Annotated in this window: 18 protein-coding genes and 1 tRNA gene; 15 read left to right on the forward strand and 4 right to left on the reverse strand. The window is 68.5% G+C overall.

What is annotated here, in order from left to right:
• Positions 1-108: 108 nt before the first annotated feature.
• Positions 109-3,834, reverse strand: coding sequence for a multifunctional oxoglutarate decarboxylase/oxoglutarate dehydrogenase thiamine pyrophosphate-binding subunit/dihydrolipoyllysine-residue succinyltransferase subunit (locus tag JQN66_RS06395; protein WP_204677084.1), 3,726 nt, complete (start codon positions 3,832-3,834; stop codon positions 109-111).
• A 430-nt stretch (positions 3,835-4,264) separates the two neighbouring features.
• Here JQN66_RS06395 and JQN66_RS06400 point away from each other — a divergent pair, with 430 nt between their 5' ends.
• From JQN66_RS06400 to JQN66_RS06425, 6 genes are all read left to right on the forward strand, one after another.
• A complete protein-coding gene (locus JQN66_RS06400; protein ID WP_188948592.1) occupies positions 4,265-5,584 on the forward strand; it encodes a hemolysin family protein in 1,320 nt (439 codons plus the stop codon).
• Complete coding sequence (locus JQN66_RS06405) at positions 5,581-6,651, forward strand: hemolysin family protein (protein ID WP_204677085.1); 1,071 nt, start codon at positions 5,581-5,583, stop codon at positions 6,649-6,651. Before JQN66_RS06400 ends, JQN66_RS06405 begins: the two co-directional genes overlap by 4 nt.
• Positions 6,652-6,843: 192 nt before the next feature.
• A complete protein-coding gene (locus JQN66_RS06410) occupies positions 6,844-7,701 on the forward strand; it encodes a metal ABC transporter ATP-binding protein (protein WP_204677086.1) in 858 nt (285 codons plus the stop codon).
• Between the two features lie 2 nt (positions 7,702-7,703).
• Positions 7,704-8,561, forward strand: a complete 858-nt coding sequence (locus JQN66_RS06415; protein ID WP_204677087.1) for a metal ABC transporter permease — start codon at positions 7,704-7,706, stop codon at positions 8,559-8,561.
• Positions 8,562-8,843: 282 nt separating this feature from the next.
• Complete coding sequence (locus JQN66_RS06420; RefSeq protein WP_204677695.1) at positions 8,844-9,062, forward strand: hypothetical protein; 219 nt, start codon at positions 8,844-8,846, stop codon at positions 9,060-9,062.
• Between the two features lie 178 nt (positions 9,063-9,240).
• The gene (locus tag JQN66_RS06425) at positions 9,241-9,867 is read left to right on the forward strand and encodes a maleylpyruvate isomerase family mycothiol-dependent enzyme (protein ID WP_204677088.1); all 627 of its coding nucleotides are present in this window, start codon (positions 9,241-9,243) and stop codon (positions 9,865-9,867) included.
• Between the two features lie 18 nt (positions 9,868-9,885).
• Here JQN66_RS06425 and JQN66_RS06430 read toward each other — a convergent pair whose 3' ends face one another.
• The gene (locus tag JQN66_RS06430; protein ID WP_204677089.1) at positions 9,886-10,290 is read right to left on the reverse strand and encodes a Fur family transcriptional regulator; all 405 of its coding nucleotides are present in this window, start codon (positions 10,288-10,290) and stop codon (positions 9,886-9,888) included.
• 167 nt (positions 10,291-10,457) lie between these two features.
• Between JQN66_RS06430 and JQN66_RS06435 the strand changes: the two genes are divergently transcribed.
• From JQN66_RS06435 to JQN66_RS06445, 3 genes are all read left to right on the forward strand, one after another.
• Entirely contained in the window at positions 10,458-11,198 is a 741-nt protein-coding gene (locus JQN66_RS06435; RefSeq protein WP_204677090.1) for an MBL fold metallo-hydrolase, read from the forward strand.
• Positions 11,195-12,037: a sulfurtransferase gene (locus tag JQN66_RS06440; RefSeq protein WP_204677091.1), complete on the forward strand. Its 843-nt coding sequence runs from the start codon at positions 11,195-11,197 to the stop codon at positions 12,035-12,037. The genes JQN66_RS06435 and JQN66_RS06440 overlap by 4 nt, the downstream gene beginning before the upstream one ends.
• A gap of 76 nt (positions 12,038-12,113) precedes the next feature.
• Complete coding sequence (locus JQN66_RS06445) at positions 12,114-12,542, forward strand: HIT family protein (RefSeq protein ID WP_204677092.1); 429 nt, start codon at positions 12,114-12,116, stop codon at positions 12,540-12,542.
• 121 nt (positions 12,543-12,663) lie between these two features.
• On the opposite strand, the gene hrpA is transcribed toward JQN66_RS06445, so the two are convergent.
• A complete protein-coding gene (gene hrpA / locus JQN66_RS06450) occupies positions 12,664-16,647 on the reverse strand; it encodes an ATP-dependent RNA helicase HrpA (RefSeq protein ID WP_204677093.1) in 3,984 nt (1,327 codons plus the stop codon).
• Between the two features lie 400 nt (positions 16,648-17,047).
• Between hrpA and JQN66_RS06455 the strand changes: the two genes are divergently transcribed.
• The 3 genes from JQN66_RS06455 (at position 17,048) to JQN66_RS06465 (ending at position 19,853) form a co-directional block, all read left to right on the forward strand.
• Positions 17,048-18,046, forward strand: coding sequence for an ABC transporter substrate-binding protein (locus tag JQN66_RS06455; RefSeq protein ID WP_204677094.1), 999 nt, complete (start codon positions 17,048-17,050; stop codon positions 18,044-18,046).
• A gap of 102 nt (positions 18,047-18,148) precedes the next feature.
• Entirely contained in the window at positions 18,149-19,069 is a 921-nt protein-coding gene (locus tag JQN66_RS06460; protein WP_204677095.1) for an ABC transporter permease, read from the forward strand.
• A complete protein-coding gene (locus JQN66_RS06465; protein WP_204677096.1) occupies positions 19,062-19,853 on the forward strand; it encodes an ABC transporter ATP-binding protein in 792 nt (263 codons plus the stop codon). Before JQN66_RS06460 ends, JQN66_RS06465 begins: the two co-directional genes overlap by 8 nt.
• 148 nt (positions 19,854-20,001) lie before the next feature.
• Here JQN66_RS06465 and JQN66_RS06470 read toward each other — a convergent pair.
• Positions 20,002-20,077, reverse strand: a tRNA-Arg gene (locus tag JQN66_RS06470).
• A gap of 152 nt (positions 20,078-20,229) precedes the next feature.
• Here JQN66_RS06470 and argS point away from each other — a divergent pair.
• Genes argS through JQN66_RS06485 form a run of 3 tightly spaced genes read left to right on the forward strand, consistent with a single transcriptional unit; the run spans position 20,230 to position 24,591 of the window.
• Positions 20,230-21,873 (forward strand): arginine--tRNA ligase, encoded by a 1,644-nt coding sequence (argS, locus tag JQN66_RS06475; protein ID WP_204677097.1) that lies wholly within the window; start codon positions 20,230-20,232, stop codon positions 21,871-21,873.
• A gap of 6 nt (positions 21,874-21,879) precedes the next feature.
• A complete protein-coding gene (gene lysA, locus JQN66_RS06480; protein WP_204677098.1) occupies positions 21,880-23,301 on the forward strand; it encodes a diaminopimelate decarboxylase in 1,422 nt (473 codons plus the stop codon).
• Positions 23,302-24,591: a homoserine dehydrogenase gene (locus JQN66_RS06485; protein WP_204677099.1), complete on the forward strand. Its 1,290-nt coding sequence runs from the start codon at positions 23,302-23,304 to the stop codon at positions 24,589-24,591.

The raw sequence follows: 24,591 nt of genomic DNA on the forward strand, positions 1-24,591 counted from the left end.
GTGCTCTGGGATGTCGTACCCCATTAAACACCTAGACCGGCGAACCCGGCTCCTGGAAAGGGAGCGCTGGTTCGCCGGTCGGGGATGCGCCGACGGCGCGGGTGGGCGCTAGCGGGCGAAGGCCTGCTGCATCAGCACCGCGTTCTCAGCCTCGTGGCGCTTGGCGGTGCCGGCCGAGGTGGCGGCCGATGCCGGACGCGAGACCAGGTTGATCTTCTGGTCCAGGTTCGGTGCCACGTACAGGCCGAAGAACGGCCATGGGCCCTGGTTCGCAGGCTCGTCCTGCACCCAGCTCGCGGTCGCGTTCGGGTACTTGGCCAGCTCGGCGGCGATCTGCTCGACCGGTGCCGGGTAGAGCTGCTCGACGCGGACGATCGCGGTCTTCGAGTCCCCGGCCTTGGTGCGTGCGGCCAGCAGGTCGTAGTACACGCGGCCCGAGCACAGCAGCACCTTGTCCACGGCGTTCGCATCGGTGATCGAGGCGTCGCCGATCACTTCGCGGAAGCCGCCGCTGGTGAAGTCCTCCACGGCGCTGGCTGCGGCCTTCAGGCGCAGCAGCTGCTTCGGGGTGAACACGATCAGCGGCTTGCGCGGACGGGCGTAGGCCTGGCGGCGCAGCAGGTGGAAGTGGTTGGCGCCGGTGGACGGCTGGGCCACGACCATGTTGTTCTCCGCGCACAGCTGCAGGAAGCGCTCGATGCGGGCCGAGGAGTGGTCCGGGCCCTGTCCCTCGTAGCCGTGCGGCAGCAGCATGACCAGCGAGGAGGACTGCGACCACTTCTGCTCGGCCGAGGAGATGAACTCGTCGATCACGGTCTGGGCGCCGTTGACGAAGTCGCCGAACTGCGCCTCCCACATGACCAGCGCGTCCGGGCGCTCCACGGAGTAGCCGTACTCGAAGCCCAGGGCCGCGTACTCGGAGAGCAGCGAGTCGTAGATCCACATCTGCGCCTGGTCCTCGGACAGGTTCTTCAGCGGGTACCACTCGTTGTCGTTCTCGCGGTCGTGGAAGACCGCGTGGCGCTGCACGAAGGTGCCGCGGCGCGAGTCCTGGCCCGCCAGGCGGACCGGCACGCCTTCCATGGACAGCGAGCCCAGGGCCGCCAGCTCGGCGAAGCCCCAGTCGATGCCGCCTTCGCGGGCCATCTTGGTGCGGCGCTCAAGCAGCGACTTCAGCTTGGTGTGCATCACGAAGCCCTCGGGGATCGCCGAGTGGGCGTCGCCGATGTGGGCCAGGGTCTGCGCGGAGATCGCCGACGGGCGGGCGCCGTCCATGGTGCCCTCGTCTGCGGCCTGGGCGAATGGCTTCTCCAGGTCGTTGATCGTCGAGCCCGGTGTGATGATCGGGATCGGCGAGGTCTGGGCGGCGTGGGTCTCGGCGAAGATGCGCTCCAGCGAGCCCTTGTACTCGGCCAGTGCGTTGTCGGCCTCTTCCTGCGTGATGTCGCCGCGGCCGACCAGGGCCTCGGTGTACAGCTTGCGGGTCGAGCGCTTGGCCTCGATCAGGTTGTACATGATCGGCTGGGTCATCGACGGGTCGTCGCCCTCGTTGTGGCCGCGGCGGCGGTAGCACATGAGGTCGATCACGACGTCCTTGCCGAACTTCTGGCGGTACTCGAAGGCCAGCTGGCCCACGTGCACCACTGCCTCCGGGTCGTCCCCGTTGACGTGGAAGATCGGGGCCTGCACGGTGCGGGCCACGTCGGAGGCGTAGACGGACGAACGCGAGGAGGTCGGCGCGGTGGTGAAGCCGATCTGGTTGTTCACGATCACGTGCACGGTGCCGCCGGTCTTGTAGCCCGGCAGCTGGCTCATGGCCAGCACCTCGGAGACCACACCCTGGCCGGCGAACGCGGCGTCGCCGTGCACCAGGATCGGCAGCACTGCGTTGCCCGAGCCCAGGCGGTCCAGCTTGGCGCGGGTGATTCCCTCGAGCACCGGGTCCACTGCTTCCAGGTGCGACGGGTTGGCCGCCAGGTACACCTTGGTCTCGTTGCCGGCGTCCGAGGTGTAGGAGCCCTCGGTGCCCAGGTGGTACTTCACGTCGCCGGAGCCCTGGACGGAGCCCGGGGTGGCGGTGCCTTCGAATTCGCGGAAGACCTGTGCATAGGTCTTGCCGGCGATGTTGGTCAGCACGTTCAGGCGGCCGCGGTGGGCCATGCCGATCGCGACTTCGTCCAACTGGTCGTCGGCCGCGTCGGAGATGATGGCGTCCAGCAGCGGAATCAGCGATTCGCCGCCTTCCAGCGAGAAGCGCTTCTGGCCGACGAACTTGGTCTGCAGGAAGGTCTCGAAGGCCTCTGCGGAGTTCAGCTTGCTCAGGATGCGCAGCTGCTCTTCGCGGGTCGGCTTCGCGTAGCCGCGCTCCAGCTTGGCCTGGAACCACTCGCGCTCGACCGGGTTCTGCAGGTGCATGTACTCGGTGCCGATGGTGCGGCAGTAGGCGTCGCGCAGGATGCCCAGGATGTCGCGCAGCGGGGCGCGGTCCTGGCCGCCCAGGCCGCCGGAGATCCATTCGCGGTCCAGATCCCACAGGGTCAGGCCGTAGGACTTGATGTCCAGGTCCGGGTGCTTGCGCTGGACGTATTCCAGCGGGTTGGTGTCGGCCATCAGGTGGCCGCGCACGCGGTAGGAGTTGATCAGGTGCTGGATGCGGGCGACCTTGTTGACCTGCAGGTCGATGTCGACCTGGTTGTCCACGGCCCAGCGCACCGGCTCGTACGGGATGCGCAGCTGCTCGAAGATCTCGTCGTAGAAGCCCTGCTCGCCGAGCAGCAGGCTTTCCACCAGCTTCAGGAACTCGCCCGAACCGGCACCCTGGATGACGCGGTGGTCGTAGGTGGAGGTCAGGGTGATGTGCTTGCCGATGCCCATGCGGGCCACGGTGGTCTCGGCCGAGCCGCGGAACTCCGCCGGGTATTCCAGGGCGCCGACGCCGATGATGGCGGCCTGGCCCTTGGACAGGCGCGGCACCGAGTGCACGGTGCCGATGCCGCCGGGGTTGGTCAGCGACACGGTGGTGCCGGCGTAGTCGTCCGCGGTCAGCTTGTTGGCGCGGGCGCGCTTGATCAGGTCTTCGTAGGTGGTCCAGAACTCGTTGAAGCTCAGGGTCTCCGCGGCCTTGATGTTCGGCACGGCCAGCATGCGGGTGCCGTCCGGCTTGGGCATGTCGATGGCGATGCCGAAGTTCACGTGCGCCGGCTGGATGGCGGTCGGCTTCTTGTCGATCACGTCGTAGGTGACGTTCATCGATGGGATCTGCTTCAGCGCACGGATCACGGCGAAGCCGATCAGGTGGGTGAAGGAGATCTTGCCGCCGCGGGCGCGCTTGAGGTGGTTGTTGATGACGATGCGGTTGTCGATCATCACCTTGGCCGGAACGGCGCGCACGGTGGTGGCGGTCGGCACGGTCAGGCTGGCGTCCATGTTGGTCGCGATGGCCTTCATCGGGCCGCGCAACGCGGTGCGCTTCTCCTCGCCGAACAGTTCGGTCGACGGGGTCGGCTTCGGTGCCTGGGCTGGAATGGGAGCAGTCTTCGGCGACGGCTCGGCCTTCTTGACAGGTGCTGCGGCTGCGGGTGCCGGCTCCGAGGCGCGGGCATCTGCGGCCGCGCGCGGTGCGCCCTTAACGGCTGGAGCGGGTGGTGCGGCGGCTGCCGGCTTCGACGCCGGTGCGGCCGGCGCCGACTTCTCCGCAGCGAGGGACTCGAAAATCTCCCACCACTTCTTGTCTACCGAGTTCTTGTCAACGAGATACTGTTCGAACAGCTCATCTACTAGCCATTCGTTTCCACCGAACTCTTCAGTAAGTCGGTGGTGTGCTTGCTCTGGCACGTGCAACGCCTCTTCCCTGATTTCTACGTTGTTCTAGCTTGAGCCGGTGGTCTGACGAGGACGTGATAGTGACCGCCGAACTCACTTTGATTTCTAGACCTGCCGACCAGTCTAGTAACTTTTCTACGCACTTGGCCACGGCACGTATCAAAACTCACGAAAGTGGTGCGAATGACAACCCGTTCATCGGGTCCGGGATACCGCTGGTCGCCTGAAGCGCGGAGTAATGCAGATTCCCCCGCCATTAGTTAGACTGAGTCGCACTATGGAATCACACTCTCCTAGCCGGCCCGACGCCCGTAGGCGCAGCGCCGGCCACGTCAGTCCAGCTCCGACAAGTTCCGGCTCCGCATTGGAGCCTTCTAGTTGCCCCCTCACGGGCTTCGGGGAAATACCACCTCAATCATTGCGCGGGTGGAGATAACCACCCATGGAATGGCTTTACATACTTTTCGGCCTGCTGCTGATCCTCGGGACCGGCTTTTTCGTCGCCGTGGAATTCGCGCTGGTCGCACTCGACAAGAGCACCGTGCAACAGGCCGTCGAAGCCGGCGAACGCGGCGCCAAGCCGCTGATGCAGTGCCTGACCTCCCTGTCCACGCAGCTGTCCAGCTGCCAGCTGGGCATCACCCTGACCACGCTGCTCACCGGCTACGTGCTCGAACCGTCATTGAGCAAGCTGCTGGCCCCGCTGCTGGAAACCGTCGGCATCGCCGGCGCCAGTGCCACCACGATCTCGGTGGTAGTTTCCATGTTGATCGCCACGCTGCTGTCGATGCTTATCGGTGAACTGGTCCCCAAGAACCTGGCGATCGCCCAGGCCATGGCCGTGGGCAAGGTGCTGGCCCGTCCGCACCTGGTGTTCACCGCGGTCTTCAAGCCGGCCATCGTCGTGCTCAACGGTTTCTCCAACGCGGTGCTGCACCGCTTCTTCGGCATGGAGGCCAAGGAGGAGATCTCCGCGGCCCGTTCGTCGCAGGAACTGGCCTCGCTGGTGCGCCGTTCGGCGCAGCTTGGCACCCTGGATGTGCAGACCGCCCGCTTCGTGCAGTCCACCATCGAATTCTCCGAGCGCACCGCCGCGGATGTGATGACCCCGCGCACCTCGATGTCCACCATCGACTCCGAGGCGCCGCTGTCGGAGCTGATAGCGGTCAGCGCCGACACCGGCTTCTCCCGCTTCCCGGTCACCGAGGGCTCCAGCGACGAGATCCAGGGCGTCTGCCACATCAAGGCCGTCGTCTCGGTGCCGCGCGAACGCCGCGCCGCCCTGCAGGTGGGCGAATTCGCCCACGACGCGCTCTACGTCCCGGAGACCATCCACCTCGACGTGCTGCTGGAGCAGCTGCGCGAGGCCGAGTACCAGCTGGCCATCGTGATGGACGAATACGGCGGAACCGCCGGGCTGGTCACCCTGGAGGACCTGGTCGAGGAGATCGTCGGGCAGGTGTCCGACGAGCACGACGAGGACGAAGAGGAAGCTGTCACCCAGCCCGACGGCAAGTGGCTCTTCCCGGGCATGTACCGCCCGGACGAGGTCAACGAGCACGTGGGCAGCGAGGTCATCCCGGATGACGCCTCCTACGAAACCGTCGGCGGCTACATGCTCGCCGAGCTGGGCCGCATGGCCGAGCTGAACGACCAGGTCTCCACCGCGGCCGGCGTCTTCACGGTCACCGAGCTGGACGGGCGGCGCATCGCGCAGATCCGCTTCGAACCGGCGCCGAGGCAACAGGAGGAGGGCGAATGAGCGACGTCATGGGACTTCTCTGGCTGGTCATCCTGCTGGGATTCAACGCGTTCTTCGTCGCCGGCGAATTCGCGGTCATGTCCGCCCGCCGATCGCAGATCGAGCCGCTGGCCGAGGCCGGCAACAAGCGGGCCAAGGTGGCACTGTACGCGATGGAGCACGTGTCGATCATGCTGGCCGTGTGCCAGCTGGGCATCACGGTCTGCTCGCTGCTGATCCTGAACATCTCCGAACCGGCGATCCACCACCTGCTGGCCGAACCGCTGATGGCGCTGGGCCTGGCCGCCGCCGCGGCGGACACCGTCGCCTTCCTGATCGCGCTGATCGTGGTCACCTTCCTGCACGTGACCTTCGGCGAGATGGTGCCGAAGAACATCTCGGTCTCCGTGGCGGACAAGGCCGTGCTGCTGCTGGCCATGCCGCTGGTGGGCCTGTCCAAGGTGCTCAAGCCGATCACCGCGCTGCTCAACGGCGCGGCCAACCTGGTGCTGCATGCCTTCGGCGTCGAGCCAAAGGACGAGGTGGCCAGCTCCTACACGGCCGCCGAGGTGCGCACCATCATCCGCGCCTCCTCCGAGGAAGGCGCGCTGGAGAAGGACGACGCGCTGCGCCTGACCAAGGCGCTGGAGTTCTCCAGCGTCACCGCGAAGACCTGCATGGTGCCGCTGGAGGACCTGTTCACCCTTGAATGGGGCACCGCCACCGCGCGCGAATTCGAGAAGAAGGTCGGCAAGACCGGCTTCTCGCGCCTGCTGATCACCCGCGAGCAGATCCCTGTGGGCTACTGGCACGTGAAGGACGTGATGCTCATCGACGATGCGCATTCCACCGCCCCGCTGCGCGACCTGGACCTGCACCCGCTGGGCAAGCTGAAGCAGGACACCGAGATCGAGGACGCGCTGGAGACCATGCGCCAGGAGGGCAACCACCTTTCCGCGGTGGTCGACGACGCGGGCGCCACCCTGGGCGTGGTGTTCCTGGAGGACATCATCGAGGTGCTGGTGGGCGAGATCAGCGACTCCACCCGGAAGCGCGTGGCCCCGCCGCGCAGCAACCCCCAGGGCTGATCCCGCCGGTTCGGCGGGGCGCCCATTAAGCCTTCGGCCGACCGCGTATTGCGAATGACTCGCAACTGGTAGGATTAACTGCGGTACCGTTCCAGCGGTGCCGCAGTTTTTCATTCCCGCCCGAATCAGCGCCCGAAGGGGCGCCCCGGGCGGGGGACTCCGCATGCAGCACCTGCTTAGAAAGCCGCCCCGATGAGCCCTGCCCCGATCGTCACCTTCGAGAATGCGCGACTGGCCTATGGCCCCAGAGTCCTCTGGGAAGGCCTGGACCTGCAGGTGCAGCCGGGGGAGTTCCTGGCCGTGCTCGGGCCCAACGGCTCGGGCAAAACCAGCTTCATCAACACCATGCTGGGCACCACCGCGCTGGATGCCGGCAGGGTCTTCATCGACGGGGCCCCGGTGCGCCGGGGGTCGGACTCGGTGGGCCTGATCCCGCAGCAGCGGCCCTTCGGCGACAATGTGCCGCTGCGCGCCCGCGACCTGGTCGCGCTGGGCATCGACGGCACCAGGCCGGGCATCCGGCTGGCCCGCCGTGCGGTGCGCGCCAAGGTCGACGAGCTGCTGGAGCTGGTCGGCGCCGGCGGCTACGCCAACCGGGCGGTGTCGGATCTCTCCGGCGGCGAGCAGCAGCGGCTGCGCGCGGCCCAGGCGCTGGCCGGGGACCCCAAGGTGCTGCTGTGCGACGAGCCGCTGCTGTCCCTGGACCTGCACCACCAGCAGGCCATCAGCGAGGTCATCCACCACCAGGCCGTGCAGCGCGGCAGCGCGGTCATCTTCGTCACCCACGAGATCAACCCGATCCTGCCCTATGTCGACCGGGTGCTCTACCTCGCCGAAGGCCGCTTCCACCTGGGCAGCGTCGACGAGGTCATGCGCACCGAGGTGCTCAGCGAACTCTACGGCGCCCCGGTGCAGGTGCTGCGCGTGAACGGGCGCATCGTGGTGGTCAGCGGCGACGGCAACCGCGCCCTGCCGCCCGACGGCCACGACCACGCCGAGGACGCCGGCCCCGCCTCCGGTGCGCAGGGCGCCAACGGAAAGCAGGCCTGAACATGGACTTCGCAGACTTCATCGACAAGGCGTTCAACTTCGAGGACTACGCGCTGCTGCTGCCGTTGGTCGGCAACTCGCTGGTCGCCGGCGCCGCGCTGGGCATCGTCGGCGGGCTGATCGGCATCTTCATCATGATGCGCGACATGGCCTTCGCCGTGCACGGCATCGCGGAACTGTCCTTCGCGGGTGCCGCCTTCGCCCTGCTGATCGGCGTGGACGTGGTCACCGGCTCGGTCTTCGGCTCGCTCATCGCGGCGCTGATCCTCGGGGTGCTGGGCACCCGGGCGCGCGACCGCAACTCGATCACCGGGGTGCTGATGCCCTTCGGCCTGGGCCTGGGCATCTTGTTCCTCTCGCTCTACGAGGGGCGCAGCGCCAACAAGTTCGGCCTGCTCACCGGCCAGATCGTCGCGGTTGACGACGTGCAGCTGGGCGGCATGCTGATGCTCAGCGCGGTGGTGGTGCTGGCGCTGGCGCTGATCTGGCGGCCGCTGACCTTCGCCAGCGCCGACCCGGTCGTGGCCAATGCGCGCGGCGTGCGCACCGCAGGGCTGTCGATCATCTTCATGATGGTGCTGGCCCTGGCCGTCGCGGTGACGATCCAGGTGGTCGGCGCGCTGCTGGTGCTCGCGCTGCTGATCACCCCGGCCGCCGCGGCCATGCGCGTGAGCTCCAATCCGGTGCTCACCGTTATCCTCTCGGTGCTGTTCGCCGAGCTGGCAGTGGTCGGCGGAATCCTGCTGGCGCTGGCCGGCTCGCTGCCGATCAGCCCCTATGTCACCACCATTTCCTTCGTGATCTACCTGGTCTGCCGGGGGATCGAGGCGGTGCGCTCCCCGCGCCGCCACCAGGTTTAGCCGCCCGGCGCACCCGGCATCCTGCCCCGCCCGGCGCCGCAACTATGGGCTGGCGCACGGCGCGGACTCAGCGGGCTCATAGCCGCGGCCCGTAACGTAGTAGGTACCTCAAAAGGTGCGAGTGATGATTCAACCGCGGCCCCGTCAGTCTTGTGACGGGGCCGCGGTTGGTTAACCCGAGGTTCCGGCCGGATGGGTATTCGCTGGGAACCTGCCCGCGGCGCTCGAACCATGGCGGCGCCGGTTGCTACGGTGGCAGCTCCCGATGAAAGGAGCACCGAGATGGACCATGAGATGAACGACGCGACCGGGCACGACTCGCTGCAGGACTCGCTGCAGCCTGAATCAGTGCTGACCGGATCCACGCCGGACGACACGGCGGGCCCGTCCGCGGACCACGTGTCCGACCCGGCGCTCAACGACGAACTCGGCCATGACTGGACCGACGAGGGCGGCGCCACCCCGAGCGGCCCGGCCACCGAGCCGCGCACCCGGCGCTAGCCGACGACCCGGCCGCCCCGCCCCGGCATCGTGCACCGCCCGGTTCCGCACTGCAACCCCAGCCGTCGCAGCGGACCGGGTGCAGGTTTGGGCCGGGCGGGGGCTTGGGCCGTGCGGGGCGCCATGGGCGCTGGCCGCCGCCATTGACGGAACGGCGGATCCGCACAAGGATCGGGTCATGAGTGGAAAAGCAGCCGAGCTGATCTGGCCGCTGGTGCATGCCGAGCGGCAGGCGCTGATCGCGGACCTCGGCACCCTGGACCGCGCGCAGTGGGAGCAGGAGTCGATGCTGCCGGGCTGGAGCGTGCACGATGTCGCGGCGCACCTGGTGGACAATGCGCTCACCACCAAGCCAGGTTTCCTGCGGTGCCTGCTGGCCGCCCGCTTCGACTTCGACCGGCTGAACCAGCGGGGGATCGAGGCCCATCGGGGAGCGAGCCCCGGCCAGACCCTGCAGCGGCTGCGGGCGGTGGCCCGCCGCACCTCCGGACCTCCGGCGGCACCTGCCTCGCGGCTGGTCGAGGAGATCGTGCACGGGGAGGACATCCGCCGCGCGGCGGGGCTGGAGCGCAGCTACCCGCACCGGGCGCTGGAGCTGGCCATCGGCTACCAGGCGCGGACCGGGCAATCCATCGGCGGGGCCAGGGAACTGGCGCGGCGGCTGCAATTGGTGAGCGAGGACGGGAACTTCGTGCTGGGGCTCGGCCCGCAGCTGCGCGGGGCACGCCTGGACCTGCTGCTGCGGCTCACCGGGCGCGCCGTCCGCCCCGGCGCATTGTCGGGTCCCGGCCTGGCGCTGCGCTGAGCGAGGGGACCCCGGCAGCTAGTTCCCGGCTTCGCGGCACGCGGCGCAGGTGCCGTAGATCTCCACGGTGTGCTCTGGGTCGGTGAAGTCGTTTTCCGCCGCGATCCGCGCGGCCCAGCGCTCAACGGAGGGGGCTAGCACCTCCACGGTCTTGGAGCACACCCGGCAGATCAGGTGGTGGTGGTGCGCCTCGGTGATGCAGCGGCGGAAGCGGGCCTCCCCGTCGGCGCTGCGCAGCACGTCGACCAGGCCGTCGTCCGACATGGACTGCAGCAGCCGGTAGACCGTGGCCAGCGAGACCTTCTTCTGCGCCTCCTGCAGCCAGCGGTGCAGTTCCTGGGCGGTCGCGAAGTCGTCGACCTGCTCCAGGGCCTCCTCCACCGCGACCCGCTGCTTGGTGATCCGGGTTTCGGGCTGTGCCATGGCCGTGCACCATTCCTCTCCTGGGTGGGATCCCGTGGTTGCCGCGGCGGACTGCCGGTGTCGAATCGACCCCAGCCACCGGCGGTTTAACCCAATTTTAGCCAACTTTGCGGCGCAGGGCGTGTCTGGTGGTGGCACGGTACGCCGCCGGAGCCTACGCTAAGGACATGCGTATCACATCCAGAGGGCATTCGTGCCTGGAACTGAGCACCGTTGACGGGTCGCTGCTGCTCGACCCGGGATCCTTCAGCGATCTGGCCGGTGCGTTCGAGAACAAGAACGCGGTGCTGGTCACCCACCAGCACCCGGACCACGCCGACCACCAGGCCCTGGCGGCCGCGCTGGGCGCGAACCCGGTGCTCCAGGTGTATGCGCCGGCCGGGCTGGCCGCCGCGCTGCGCACCGAACTGCCCGCGGCCCGCCGCGCCCAGGTGCACACCGTGCACGAGGGCATGGACTTCATCGTCGGCGGGATCCGGGTGCGCACCTTCGGCGGCACGCACGCCACCATCCACCATTCGATCGACCCGGTCGCCAACGTGGGCTACCTGGTGGGCGACGCCGCCGTGGGGCGGGTGCAGGTCTTCCACCCCGGGGACAGCTACCAGGTTCCGGTCGGCGTGCGCCCGGACGTGCTGCTGCTGCCGGTGATGGGCCCCTGGGGCAAGATGGCCGAGGCCGCGGACTTCGCGGTGGCGGTCGGCGCCCCGGTCTGGGTGCCGATCCACGACGGGCTGCTCAATGCCCGCGGCACCGGGCTGTTCGACCGCCAGCTCGGCGCGATCGCTGCGCACCACGGGGCGAGCTACCAGCGCCTGGAGCCGCGGACCGAGTACCGCGCCGCCGAACTGCTGGCCGCGGCGGAAACTTCGCAGACCGACGCCGGCACCGTGGAGGGGCACGCATGAACCCGCTGATTTCCGCCGCCTCGCTGGCCGCGCTGCTCCAGGCTCCGGGCCCGGACCCGGTGCTGCTGGACGTGCGCTGGTCGCTGGGCCGCAGCGACGGGCGCGAGCTCTACGCCGCCGGGCACATCCCCGGCGCGGTCTTCGTCGACCTGGAACGCGAGCTGTCCTCGGCCCCGGGCCCCGGAACCGGCCGCCATCCGCTGCCGCTGCCGGCCGATTTCGAGGCCTCCGCCCGGCGCTGGGGAGTCAACCAGGACTCGCAGGTCGTGGTGTACGACGATTCCGGCGCGCTGGCCGCCGCCCGCGCCTGGTGGCTGCTGCGCCACGCCGGCTTCGAGAACGCGGTGGTGCTGGACGGGGGACTGGAAGCCTATTCCTCGCTGCCCGGCACCGCGCTGGCCACCGGGGAGCAGGCCAACGACCCGGGCCGGGTCACCCTGTCCTGGGGGCGCATGCCGGTCATCGAGTTCGACCAGCTGGCAGGTTTCAGCGGCACGCTGATCGACTCGCGCGCCACCGCCAGGTACCTGGGCATCGAGGAGCCGATCGACCCGGTCGCCGGCCACATCCCGGGCGCCCGGAACCGGCCGACCACCGACAACCTGGACTCGCAGGCGCGCTTCCTGCCCGCCGCGGTGCTGCGCGCCGACTTCGCCAAGCTCGGCGCTGACACCGGCGATGCTGCCGCGTACTGCGGCTCGGGCATCACCGCCGCCCACCAGGTGCTCGCCGCGCACACCGCCGGGATCCGGCTGGCGCTCTACCCGGGCAGCTGGTCCGAGTACTGCTCGCATCCCGAGGCCCCGGTCGCCACCAGCGACGAGCAGCACCGCCACTAGTTTTCCGCGCGGCGCGCCCCGCCGAGGGCCGCCGCGCGCCCGCAACCGCCCGCCGCCGCGGGCAGAAAGGCAGCCCATGAGTACGCTGTTCACCAAAATCATCAACGGCGAGATCCCCGGCCGCTTCGTCTGGTCCGATGCGCAGTGCGTCGGCTTCCTGTCGATCGGCCCGCTGTCCGACGGCCACACCCTGGTGGTGCCGCGCGCGGAGATCAACGAGTTCACCGACGCGCCCGATGAGCTCGTCGCCCACCTGACCCTGGTCGCCACGAAGATCGGCCGCACCCAGAAGCGCGTGTTCAACTCCGCCCGCGCCGGGCTGATGATCGCCGGCTTCGAGGTCCCGCACCTGCACGTGCACGTGTGGCCGACCAACTCGCTGGCCGACTTCGACCTGGCCAACGCCGCGGTGAACCCGGACCCGGCGCAGATGGACGCCAACGCGCAGGCTCTGCGCGACGGGCTGCGCGCCGACGGCCACGGGGACTTCGTCCCGGCCGGCTAGCGTCGTCCGCCGACCGGGGCTTCGTCCCGGCCGACCCTGCCGGCCCGGCAACGGCGAAGGCCCGCCGGAACCGACCTACGCGGTCGGCTCCGGCGGGCCTTTTCCTGCGCGGGCCGTGCGGCTACAACGCCGCGAGCCCGTCCTTGACCGCCTTGCGGATGCGCTTCTCGCTGACCGAATACGCGGTGCCCAGCTCCTGGGCGAACAGCGAAATGCGCATCTCCTCCAGCATCCACTTCACCTCGCGCAGCCCGGCCGGCAGGCGGGCGCCCTCGGGCACCTTCTCCAGCGCGGCGTCGTACTCGTCCTCCAGCTTCTGGATCACGGCCAGCGCCTGGCCGTCGCGGGTGACCGCGCCGCCGGTGAGCTTCTCCAGCCGCTTCTCGATGCCCTGCAGGTAGCGCGGCAGGCGCAGCAGGTGCGCGGCGCCGGTGGCGGCGATGAACCCTGGGTAGATCAGCTGCTCCAGCTGCGAGCGGATGTCGGCGACCGCCGGGTACATGGCCAGCGAGCGGGTGCCCTTCAGCTCCTTGGAGATCCGCGTGGCGGCGGCGAACACCTTCGCCACCACCGCGGTGATCGCGAACACCGTGTCGATCTGCTCCGCGCGCACCACCTCGAACAGCGCCTCGAACGCCGCGCGGTCCATCGGCAGCTGCTCGGGCACCAGCTTGTCCACCGCGGCCATGGTGCAGTCGCTGATCAGGTTCTCGATCGAGCCGTGCGGGTTCTGCGTGAACGCCAGCTTCTCGGTGTTGTTCAGGTGCGAGATCACGAACTTCGCCGCCGGCGGCAGGCGCAGCATCAGCAGCCGGATCACGCCGGTGCGGTGCGCCGCGTCGCGCTCGGAGGCCGTGCGGAACACCGTCAGGTCCACGCCCTCGCCCTGGGCGAGCAGGCCCGGGTACGCGGTGATCTGCTGGCCCATGACCGTGGTCGTGACCTTCTGGGGCAGCCGGTCGCCCAGGGTGTCCCCGGCCGCTTCCAGCTGCGGCCAGGCCGTCAGCCGCTGCTGGTCCCACGCCCCGGCGGCGTGCTTCGCGCCGCGGGATGCCTTCCCGCCCTGCCGGCCCTTGGCCGTGTTGCCCTGCCCGGCCTTGGAAGCAGCCCCCGGCTTGCCGGGTGTCCCCGGGCGGCCCTGGGCCGCGGCGCCGGGGGAGTTGACCCCGCTGGCCAGCGCGGCGCGGTTGGCCGCCGCCAGCTCGTACTGCAGCTTGCCCAGGTCGTCGCCCTGCCCCAGCACCTTGCCGGCGGCGTCGGTGACGGTGAAGCCGAAGCGCAGGTGCGCTGGCAGCGTGGAGAAGTCGAAGACCCCCGGGTCCACGACGATGCCGCGCAGCCGGCGCAGCACCAGGGCCAGGGATTCGGCCAGGTCGTCGGCCGCCGGGTCGAAGTCGGCCTCCAGCATCGCCAGCGCCTTGCCCGCCACATCGGGCGCAGGCACGAAGTTCTTGCGGATCGCCTTGGGCATGGAGCGGATCAGCGCGGTGAGCAGCTCATGGCGCAGGCCCGGGATCAGCCAGGCGAAGCGCGCCGGATCCAGCTGGTTGAGGAACACCACCGGCACGGTCAGCGTGACGCCGTCGCCTTCGCCGCCGGCGGCCGCAGGGTTGTACTCGTAGCTCAGCGGCAGGTGGATGCCGCCCAGCGCCCAGGTGGTCGGGAACGCGGTCTCGTCCAGCGCCTGCGCGTCGGCGGCCAGCAGCGCCTCGGGGTCGAAGTCCAGCAGCGCCGGATCCTCGGCGCGCGCCTTCTTCCACCAGCGGTCGAAGTGCCGTTCGGAGAGAATGTCCGCGGGCAGCCGGGCGTCGTAGAACGCGAACAGGTCCTCGTCGCTGATGCGCAAATCGTGCCGGCGCATGCGGGTTTCCAGTTCCTCGACTTCCTCCAGCAGCGCGCGGTTCTTTGCGAAGAACTTGTGGTGCGTGCGCCAGTCGCCCTCCACCAGCGCATGGCGGATGAACAGCTCGCGGGCCAGCGCCTTGTCCACGCGCCAGTAGTGGAACTGGCGGCGCGGCACGATCGGCAGCCCGAAGAGCGTGAGCTTCTCGTAGCCCATCACCGACCCGTTGCGCTTGGACCAGTGCGGCTCCGAGTAGGTGTGCTTGAGAAGGTGCGGGGCCAGCTCCTCCACCCACGCCGGGTCGATCACCGCGTTGGTGCGCGCCCACAGCCGCGAGGTCTCCACCAGCTCGGCGGCCATGACCCAGGTCGGGGACTTCTTGAACAAGCCCGACCCGGGGAAGATCGCGAAGCGGGTGCCGCGCGCGCCCACGTAGTCGCGCTTGCGCTCGTCGTAGAGCCCGATATGCCCCAGCAGCCCGGACAGTAGCGACTTGTGCACCGCGTCCTCGTTCGCCGCCGGCTCGATTGGGGCGGCGGCCACGGTGATGCCCAAGGGCTTGGCCAGCTGGCGCAGCTGCGTGAACAGGTCCTGCCATTCACGCACCCGCAGGTAGTTGATGTGCTCGGCCTTGCACAACCGGCGGAAGGCCGAGGAGGACAGTTCGTTCTGCTGCTCGCGCACATACGCCCACAGGTTCAGCAGCGCGGTGAAGTCCGATTTGTCGTCGGCGAAGCGCTTGTGCAGCTCGGCGGCGCGCTCGCGCTGGCCGGTATCCTCGCTGGGGCGTTCGCGCGGATCCTGGATGCTCAGCGCGGCGGCGAGCACCATCAGCTCCTTGGCCACGCCCCGCCCGGCGGCCTCCACGATCATCCGGCCCAGCCGCACATCCAGCGGCAGCTGCGCCAGCTGGCGGCCCACCGCGGTGATGCCCGCGCGCTTCTGCCCGTCCAGCGCCCCGAGCTCGCGCAGCAGGTTCACGCCGTCGGAGATCGCCCGCGAGTCCGGCGGCTGCACGAACGGGAAGTCGGAGACCTCCGCGGCCGAGGCCACCACGCCCATGGAGATCATCTGCAGGATCACGCTGGCCAGGTTCGTGCGCAGGATCTCCGGATCGGTGAACTCCGGGCGGCCCTGGTAGTCGTCTTCCGAGTACAGGCGGATCGCGATGCCCTCCGACACGCGGCCGCAGCGGCCCGAGCGCTGGTTGGCGCTGGCCTGCGAGACGCGTTCGATCGGCAGGCGCTGGACCTTGGTGCGGTGCGAGTACCGCGAAATGCGCGCGGTGCCGGTGTCGATCACGTACTTGATGCCCGGCACGGTCAGCGAGGTCTCGGCCACGTTGGTGGCCAGGATGATGCGCGGGGCGGAGCCCGGATGGAAAACCCGGTGCTGCTCGGCCAGCGAGAGCCGGGCGAACAGCGGCAGCACCTCGTAGCGCGGCAGCCGCTTGTTCGATGCCACCAGCGCGCGCAGCGCATCGGCCGCGTCGCGGATCTCGCGCTCCCCGGAGAAGAAGATCAGGATATCGCCGGGGGCCTCCGCGGCCAGCTCGCGCACCGCGTCGGCCACCGCATCCAGCGGGTCGCGGTCGTCCTCCAGCGAACCGGCGTCCGCGTCGTCCTCCAGGTCCGCCTCGGCCTCCAGCGGACGATAGCGCAGCTCGACCGGGAAGGTACGCCCCGAGACCTCCAGGATCGGCGCCGGGACCAGCTCGCCGTCGGCATCCAGCGTGCCGAAATGCTTCGCGAAGCGCTCCGGGTCGATGGTCGCGGAGGTGATGATGATCCTCAGGTCCGGACGCCGGGGCATGATCTGCTTGAGGTAGCCCAGCAGGAAGTCGATGTTCAGGCTGCGCTCGTGCGCCTCGTCGATGATGATCGCGGAGTACTTCTTCAGCAGCTTGTCGCGCTGGATCTCTGCCAGCAGGATGCCGTCGGTCATCACCTTGAGCTTGGTGCGCCGCGACACCTCGCCGGTGAAGCGCACATGGAAGCCGACTTCCTCGCCGATGCTGGTGCCCATTTCCTCGGCGATGCGCTCGGCCACGGTGCGCGCGGCCAGGCGCCGCGGCTGGGTGTGGCCGATCATGCCCTTCTCGGCCAACCCGAGTTCGATGAGCATCTTGGGCAGCTGGGTGGTCTTGCCGGAACCGGTTTCGCCGGCGATCACCACCACCTGGTGGTTGGCCACGGCCTCGAGGATGTCCTCGCGGCGGCCGGAGACGGGTAGGGCTTCGGGATAGGAAATGGTTAGCGCCATGATGCCCCCATTCTATTCGTGTTCGCGCCACCGTGCCCGCCGCGCCCCGCGAGGTCGTTCAGGGCCGCTCGCCGACGTGATCCGAATCGCGTTCAACGCAAGTCAAGTTCGCATTTTGTCCAGACAATCGTCGCCGTCTCGGGGTTCTGGAATACAAAAAGTGCGCGAATTGCGCCTTGGAGACCGGATTTGTGCGGTGTTTTCCCCGGTTCAACACGCAAATGTCTGCGATACGGCGTTGATTGTAGTCAAGGTGAGGTCGTTCACATGTAAGATCGGGGGTAATTACCGTCACCTGGTCCGGATCGTTCCCGAGCCAACAGCGAGCCTGGCGGCTCTCCGGAATCCAGTGAAGTATCGGTGGTTATCACTCGCATTGGGAACTTTGAAAGGAACCTCCATGAAGCGCTTTACGGCTTTGAAATTCGCGGCCATCGCCGCCACCGGCGCCCTGGCCCTGACCGCCTGCGGCAGCAACGACTCCGGCAGCAACGACGCAGCCAAGACCGACGAGCCGGTCAAGATCGGCATCGCCCAGTACGTGTCCCACCCGTCGCTGGACGCCGTGGCCGCTGGCTTCAAGAAGGGCATGGAGAGCGCCGGCTACACCGGCGACAAGATCTCCTACGACGAGAACAACGCCCAGGGCGACCAGGCCACCAACACCTCGATGGTGGGCAAGCTCGCCTCGGACAGCGACGTCGACCTGGTTCTGGCCATCGCCACCCCGACCGCCCAGGCCGCCGCCCAGGCGATCACCAGCATCCCGGTGGTCTTCTCCGCCGTCACCGATCCGGTGGATGCCAAGCTGGTCGCCTCCAACGAGGCCCCGGGCGCCAACGTCACCGGCACCTCGGACAAGAACCCGGTCAAGGAGCAGCTGGAGCTGCTCAAGGAACTGGCGCCGGAGGCCAAGGACGTCGGCATCGTCTACTCCTCGGGCGAAGCGAACTCCGCAGTCCAGGTCCAGTGGGCCAAGGACGCCGCGGCCGAGCTGGGCCTGACCATCAAGGAAGCCGCGATCTCCGCTCCGAGCGAGGTCCAGCAGGCAGCCAGCTCGCTGGACGTCGACGCGTTCTACGTGCCGACCGACAACGCGGTAGTTTCCGCACTGGAAGGCCTGCTGCAGAACGCCCAGTCCAAGAAGGTGCCGGTCATCTCCGCCGACGGCGAGTCCGTCAAGCGCGGCGCGACCGCCACCTACGGCATCAACTACGAGAAGCTGGGCGAGCAGACCGCCGCCATGGCCGTGAAGATCCTCAAGGGCGAGGCCAAGCCGGCCGAAATGCCCGTTGAGACCATCTCCCAGGTCGAGCTGTACCTGAACGAGGGCGCAGCCAAGAAGGTCGGCATCGAGTTCTCCGAGGACATGAAGGCGAAGGCCGTGCAGACCTACTAAGGTTTGCCGGAGAAAACCTGCGGCACGAAGGCGGGGCGCGCACCATGCCGCCTCGCCTTCGTCGCGACTACCCACATTTTTTAACAACTCAAGGATCCGAACATGATCACCGCAGTTGAACTCGGGCTGATTTACGCCATCATGGCGCTCGGGGTGTACCTGACCTTCCGCATTCTGGACTTTCCCGACCTGACCGTCGACGGCAGCTTCACCACCGGGGCCGCCGTGGCCGCGGTCGGCATCGTCAACGGGGTCAACCCATGGCTCGCCACCCTCTTGGCCTTCCTCGCCGGCATGGCCGCCGGCGCGATCACCGGCCTGCTGCACACCAAGGGCAAGATCGACGGCCTGCTGGCCGGTATCCTCACGATGATCGCGCTGTATTCCATCAACCTGCGCATCATGGGCAAGGCGAATACGCCGCTGCTGGGCGAGGACACGCTCATCAGCCCGATGCGCTCCGCAGGAATCCTCGGCTCCTGGACCTCCATCGGCATCTTCTTCCTGGTCAGCCTCGTGCTGGTCGCGGCCGTGGTCTGGTTCCTGCACACCGAGATGGGCATGGCCATGCGCGCCACGGGCGACAACCAGGAAATGATCCGCTCCTTCGGCGTGAGCACCGACAACCAGAAGATCCTGGGACTGGCGCTGTCCAACGGCCTGGTCGGAGTCTCCGGCGCCGTCGTCGCCCAGTACCAGGGGTTCGCCGACGTCGGCATGGGCATCGGCGTGATCTTGATCGGCCTGGCCTCGGTCATCGTCGGGCAGGCGATCCTGACCCAGCGCTACATCTGGCTGGCCGCGCTGGCCGTCGTCATCGGCGCGGTGCTCTACCGCCTGGTCATCCAGCTGGCCCTGGTCGCCGGCCTGGAGGTCAACGACATGAAGCTGATCTCCGCCGTGCTGGTGGTCGTCGCCCTGCTGCTGCCGAAGTGGAAGGGGTTCCAGAAGATCGTGAAGACCTTCAAGCGCACCCCTGCCGCCGTTACCGAATCCAAGGAAGAGGTTCGCACCAATGCTTGAGATCAAGAACCTGTCCCGCACGTTCTTCCCGGGTACGGTGAACGAACGCAAGGCCCTGCGCAACATCAACCTGACCCTGGGCGACGGCGAATTCGTCACGGTGATCGGGTCCAACGGCGCCGGCAAGTCCACGGTGCTGAACATGGTCGCCGGCAAGCTGCATCCGGACGTCGGTTCGGTGACCATCGCCGGGAAGAACGTCACCAGGATGGCCGACTTCCGCCGCGCCAAGTACATCGGCCGCGTCTTCCAGGACCCGATGGCCGGCACCGCGCCGACCATGTCGATCGAGGAGAACATGGCCCTGGCCTACGCCCGCGGACGCTTCCGCGGACTGGGGCCCGGCGTCGGCGCCAAGCGCCGCGAACTGTTCGTCGAGGAGCTCAAGTCCCTGGAGCTCGGGCTGGAAAACCGCCTGAAGACCAAGGTCGGTCTGCTCTCCGGCGGCCAGCGCCAGGCGCTGAGCCTGCTCATGGCCACGTTCTCCGAGCCGAAGATCCTGCTGCTCGACGAGCACACCGCTGCGCTGGATCCGCAGCGCGCGGCGCTGGTCTCGCGGCTGACCAACCAGATCGTCGAACGCCACCAGTTGACGACCCTGATGGTCACGCACAACATGGAGCAGGCGCTGCAACTTGGCACGCGCCTGATCATGATGCACGACGGGCAGGTCATCCTGGACCTGGATTCCGAGCAGAAGCAGCAGATGACCGTCAAGGACCTGCTGGGCGAGTTCGAGAAGATCAAGGGCGCCCAGCTCGATGACCGCACCATGCTGCAGTAGCCGCCCGCGCGGCTGAACGGGCAACGGCCCCGCCGGATGAGGAAACCTCCTCGCCGGCGGGGCCGTTGTCCGTTGGCGCGGCACCCGGTGGTGCGCGGTGGATGCAAAAAACCGCAGGTCCCGGTGGAAACCGAGACCTGCGGTGCGGTGGTGCCCCTGAAAGGAATCGAACCTTCGGCCTTCTGCTCCGGAGGCAGACGCTCTATCCACTGAGCTACAGAGGCGTGTTGCTGGGCAACGAAAAAATACTATCAGGTCGCGACGCCAAATGCGCAATCCGCACCGAGGCTCGCGCCTGCCCCGATTGCCTACATGATCACAGCCTGCGGCGTCATGAATGCCCGTGGCGCGCGCGAAAAACCGGTAGTCTTGATGGGTGACTCCTGAAGAACTCTCCGCAGCAATATCCGCATGCCTCACCCAGGCCGTAGCAGCCGGCGAAATCTCCGTCGACATCCCCGACGTCGTGCGCGTGGAGCGACCCAAGAGCCGTGAGCACGGCGACTGGGCGACCAACATCGCGCTCCAGCTGGGCAAGAAGGCCGGCATGGCCCCGCGCGACTTCGCGCAGCTGCTGGCCGCCCGCCTGGCGGAGGTACCGGGAGTCGGTGCCGTGGACATCGCGGGCCCCGGCTTCCTGAACATCACCCTGGACGCCGCCGCCGCCGGCGAACTGGCCCGCACCATCGTCGAGGCCGGCAAGGCCTACGGAACCAACGACGCGTTGGCCGGCCACGTGGTCAACATGGAGTTCGTCTCCGCGAACCCGACCGGCCCGCTGCACATCGGCCATACCCGCTGGGCCGCGCTGGGCGATGCGATCGCCCGCGTGCTGCGCGCCTCCGGCGCGGAGGTCACCAGCGAGTACTACATCAACGACGCCGGCAACCAGATGAACGTGTTCGCGCGTTCGGTCTACAACCGCATGCACGGCCTGCCGGTGCCCGAGGGCGGCTACCCGGGCGAGTACATCAAGGAACTGGCCGACAGCGTCGAAGCCGAAGCGCCGCAGCTCAAGGGCCTGGACGAGGATGCCGCGCTGCCGCAGATCCGCGAGCTGGCCTACAAGGCCCAGATGGCGGACATCAAGGCGACCCTGGCGGACTTCGGCGTCGGCTTCGACGTGTTCTTCTCCGAAACCTCGCTGCACGAAGGCGGCGCGGTGGCCGACGCCGTGGCGCGCCTGCGCGAGCAGGGCCACATCTTCGACAAGGAGGGCGCGGTCTGGCTGCGCACCACCGACTTCGGCGACGACAAGGACCGCGTGCTGATCCGCGCGAACGGCGAGCCGACCTACTTCGCCGCCGACGCCGCCTACTACCTGTCCAAGAAGGACCGCGGCTTCACCGAGAAGATCTACCTGCTCGGCGCCGACCACCACGGCTACGTCAACCGCCTGAAGGCCATCGCCGCCTGCGCCGGGGACGACAAGGAAAAGAACATCGAGGTGCTGATCGGCCAGCTGATCAGCGTCAACGGGGCGAAGCTGTCCAAGCGCGCGGGCAACATCATCGAGCTGCGCGATTTGATCGACTGGCTGGGCGCCGACGCGCTGCGCTATTCGCTGGGCCGCTTCCCTGCCGATTCGCCGATCGCGCTGGACCCGGAGCAGCTGAAGAAGAACACCAACGACAACCCGGTGTTCTACGTGCAGTACGCCCACGCGCGCTCCGCGGCCGCGGCCCGCAACGCCGCGGAGAAAAACGTCACCCGCGAGTCCTTCGACGCCGGCGAGCTGACCGACCCGACCGAAAACGAGCTGCTGGCCGTGCTGGGCCAGTTCCCCTCGGTGGTCGCCGGCGCCGCGGAGTTCCGCGAACCGCACCGCATCGCCCGCTACCTGGAGCAGGTCGCCGGCGCCTACCACTCGTGGTACGCCGCCACCCGCGTCACCCCGATCGGCGAGGACGCGAACGTGCTGCCGGTGCATTCCGCGCGCCTGTGGCTCAACGACGCAACCACCACCGTCCTGGCCAACGGCCTGGAACTGCTGGGCGTATCCGCCCCGGAGAGGATGTAATACCCTATGGCAGCATCGCCGCTGGCTCCTGCTTGGCTGAATTTCCCGAACGACGTTAACGCGCTGCGCGAGATCGAATGGGCCACAGGCGTGGCCCGCGGCGCCGACGGCCAGCTGGCCGTGCAGGGCATCCCCGTCTCCCGGCTGGCCGAAGAATTCGGCACCCCGCTGTTCGTGCTCGACGAGAACGACTTCCGCGCCCGCGCCGCCGGCTTCAAGGCAGCGTTCGACGCCGCCTTCAAGGACCTGTGCGGCGGGGTGGACGTGTACTACGCCGGCAAGGCGTTCTTGTGCACCGAGGTCGCCCGCTGGGTGACCGCCGAGGGGCTGCGCCTGGACACCTGCTCCGGCGGCGAGCTGGCCGTGGCCGCCGCGGCCGGCGTGCCGGGGGAGAACCTCTCGCTGCACGGCAACAACAAGTCCGCCGCGGAGATCACCCGCGCCATCGAGACCGGCGTGGGCCGCATCGTGGTGGACTCGCTGGACGAACTGGAGCGCGTGATCCGCATCGCCGACGCGCTGGGCCGGCAGGCCAACGTGATGCTGCGCATCACCCCGGGCGTGCACGCCTCCACCCACGAAGCCATCGCCACCGCCCACGAGGACCAGAAGTTCGGCCTGTCCATCCTGGCCAACGATTCGGGCACCTCCCCGGCGCTGGCGGCCGTCGCCCGCGCCCTGGACGCAGCGAACGTGAACCTGCTGGGCCTGCACGCGCACATCGGCTCGCAGATCTTCGAGGCCGAGGGCTTCGCCATGGCCGCGCGCACCATGCTCGGCATCCTGGCGCAGATCCGCCAGATCCACGGCGTGCAGCTGGGTGAACTGGACCTCGGCGGCGGCTACGGCATCGCCTACACCTCCGAGGACCACCCCTCCACCCCGGTGAAGCTGGCCGCGCAGATGGCGCAGGTCGTCTCCGCCACCTGCGCCGAGCTTCAGCTGGACTGCCCGCGCATCTCGATCGAGCCGGGCCGCGCCATCGCCGGCCCCTCGACCTTCACCCTCTACGAGGCCGGGGTGCGCAAGGACGTCCAGGTCGAGGACGCCGCCGGCACGCTGCATCCGCGGCGCTACGTTTCGGTGGACGGCGGCATGAGCGACAACCCGCGCCCGGTGCTCTACGACGCGCAGTACACCGCGGTGCTGGCCGGCCGTATGACGCAAAGCGACGCAATTATTTCTCGCGTAGTTGGGAAACACTGCGAGTCAGGTGACATAGTCGTTAAGGACGTTTACCTGCCCGAAGACCTTGCCGCCGGCGATCTGCTTGCCGTTCCGGCGACCGGCGCCTACTGCTGGGCCCTGTCGAGCAACTACAACTACCTCACCCGCCCCGCGGTGGTAGCCGTGCGCGACGGCGAAGCCCGTCTGATCGTGCGCAGGGAAACGGAAGCTGATTTGTTGGCCCGCGACATGGGAGTTTAATTGACCGCTGAAAAGAGCCTGAAGGTCGCCCTGCTGGGCTGCGGCACGGTCGGCGCGCAGGTCGCGCGGATCCTGCGCGAGGACGCGGCGGCGCTGGCCGACCGCAGCGGCGCGAAGCTGGAGCTGATCGGCATCGCCGTGCGCAACACCGCCTCGAAGCGCGACGTGGAGCTGCCCGCGGACCTGTTCACCACCGACGCGAATGCGCTGATCGACCAGGCCGACGTGGTCATCGAGCTGCTCGGCGGCCTGCAGCCGGCCGGGGACTACATCGCCCGGGCGCTGAAGCGCGGGGCCAGCGTGATCACCGGCAACAAGGCGCTGATCGCCGCCCAGGGCGCGCAGCTGAACGCACTGGCCGCCGGGAATGGCGCACAGCTGCGCTACGAGGCCGCGGTGGCCGGGGCCATCCCGATCCTGCGCCCGATCGCCGATTCGCTGGCCGGAGACCACATCACCAAGGTGATGGGCATCGTCAACGGCACCACGAACTTCATCCTCGACGCCATGGACTCCACCGGCGCGGCCTTCGACGACGTGCTCGCCGAGGCCCAGGCGCTGGGCTACGCGGAGGCCGATCCGACCGCCGACGTGGGCGGGCACGACGCCGCCGCGAAGGCCGCGATCCTCGCCTCGCTGGCGTTCCACACCACCGTCACCTCGGACCAGGTGCACACCGAAGGCATCACGCAGGTGACCGCCGCCGACGTGGCCGCCGCCGCCGAGGCCGGCTACGTCATCAAGCTGCTGGCGATCGCCCAGAACGCCGAAGCCGGCGTCTCGGTGCGCGTCTACCCGTCGCTGATCAAGCGCAGCCACCCGCTGGCCAGCGTGCGCGGCGCGTTCAACGCCGTGTTCGTCGAGGCCGAAAACGCCGGGGACCTGATGTTCTACGGTGCCGGCGCGGGCGGCAACCCGACCGCTTCGGCCGTCATGGGCGACGTCGTCGCCGTGGCCCGCCAGCTGGCCGCCGGGGCCCCGCTGCCCTGCGGCTCGGCGGACCAGCCGGTGAACCTGCTGGACTTCGATGCGATCACCACCAGCTACTGGATCGGCCTGTCGGTCAAGGACCAGCCCGGCGTGCTGGCGAGCATCGCCGCGGTCTTCGGCGAGCACGGCGTCTCGATCGAGTCCATGAGCCAGCACAGCGATGCCGACGGCGAGGGTTCCGCGCTGCGCATCCTGACCCACCGGGGCACCGAAGCGGCCCTGCGCACCACCGTCGACGCCGTCGCGGCGCTGGACTCGGTGCACTCTGTTACATCCGTTATGCGAGTTGAAGGAAACTAA

The organism is Glutamicibacter protophormiae, assembly GCF_016894325.1.
Lineage (GTDB): Bacteria > Actinomycetota > Actinomycetes > Actinomycetales > Micrococcaceae > Glutamicibacter > Glutamicibacter protophormiae.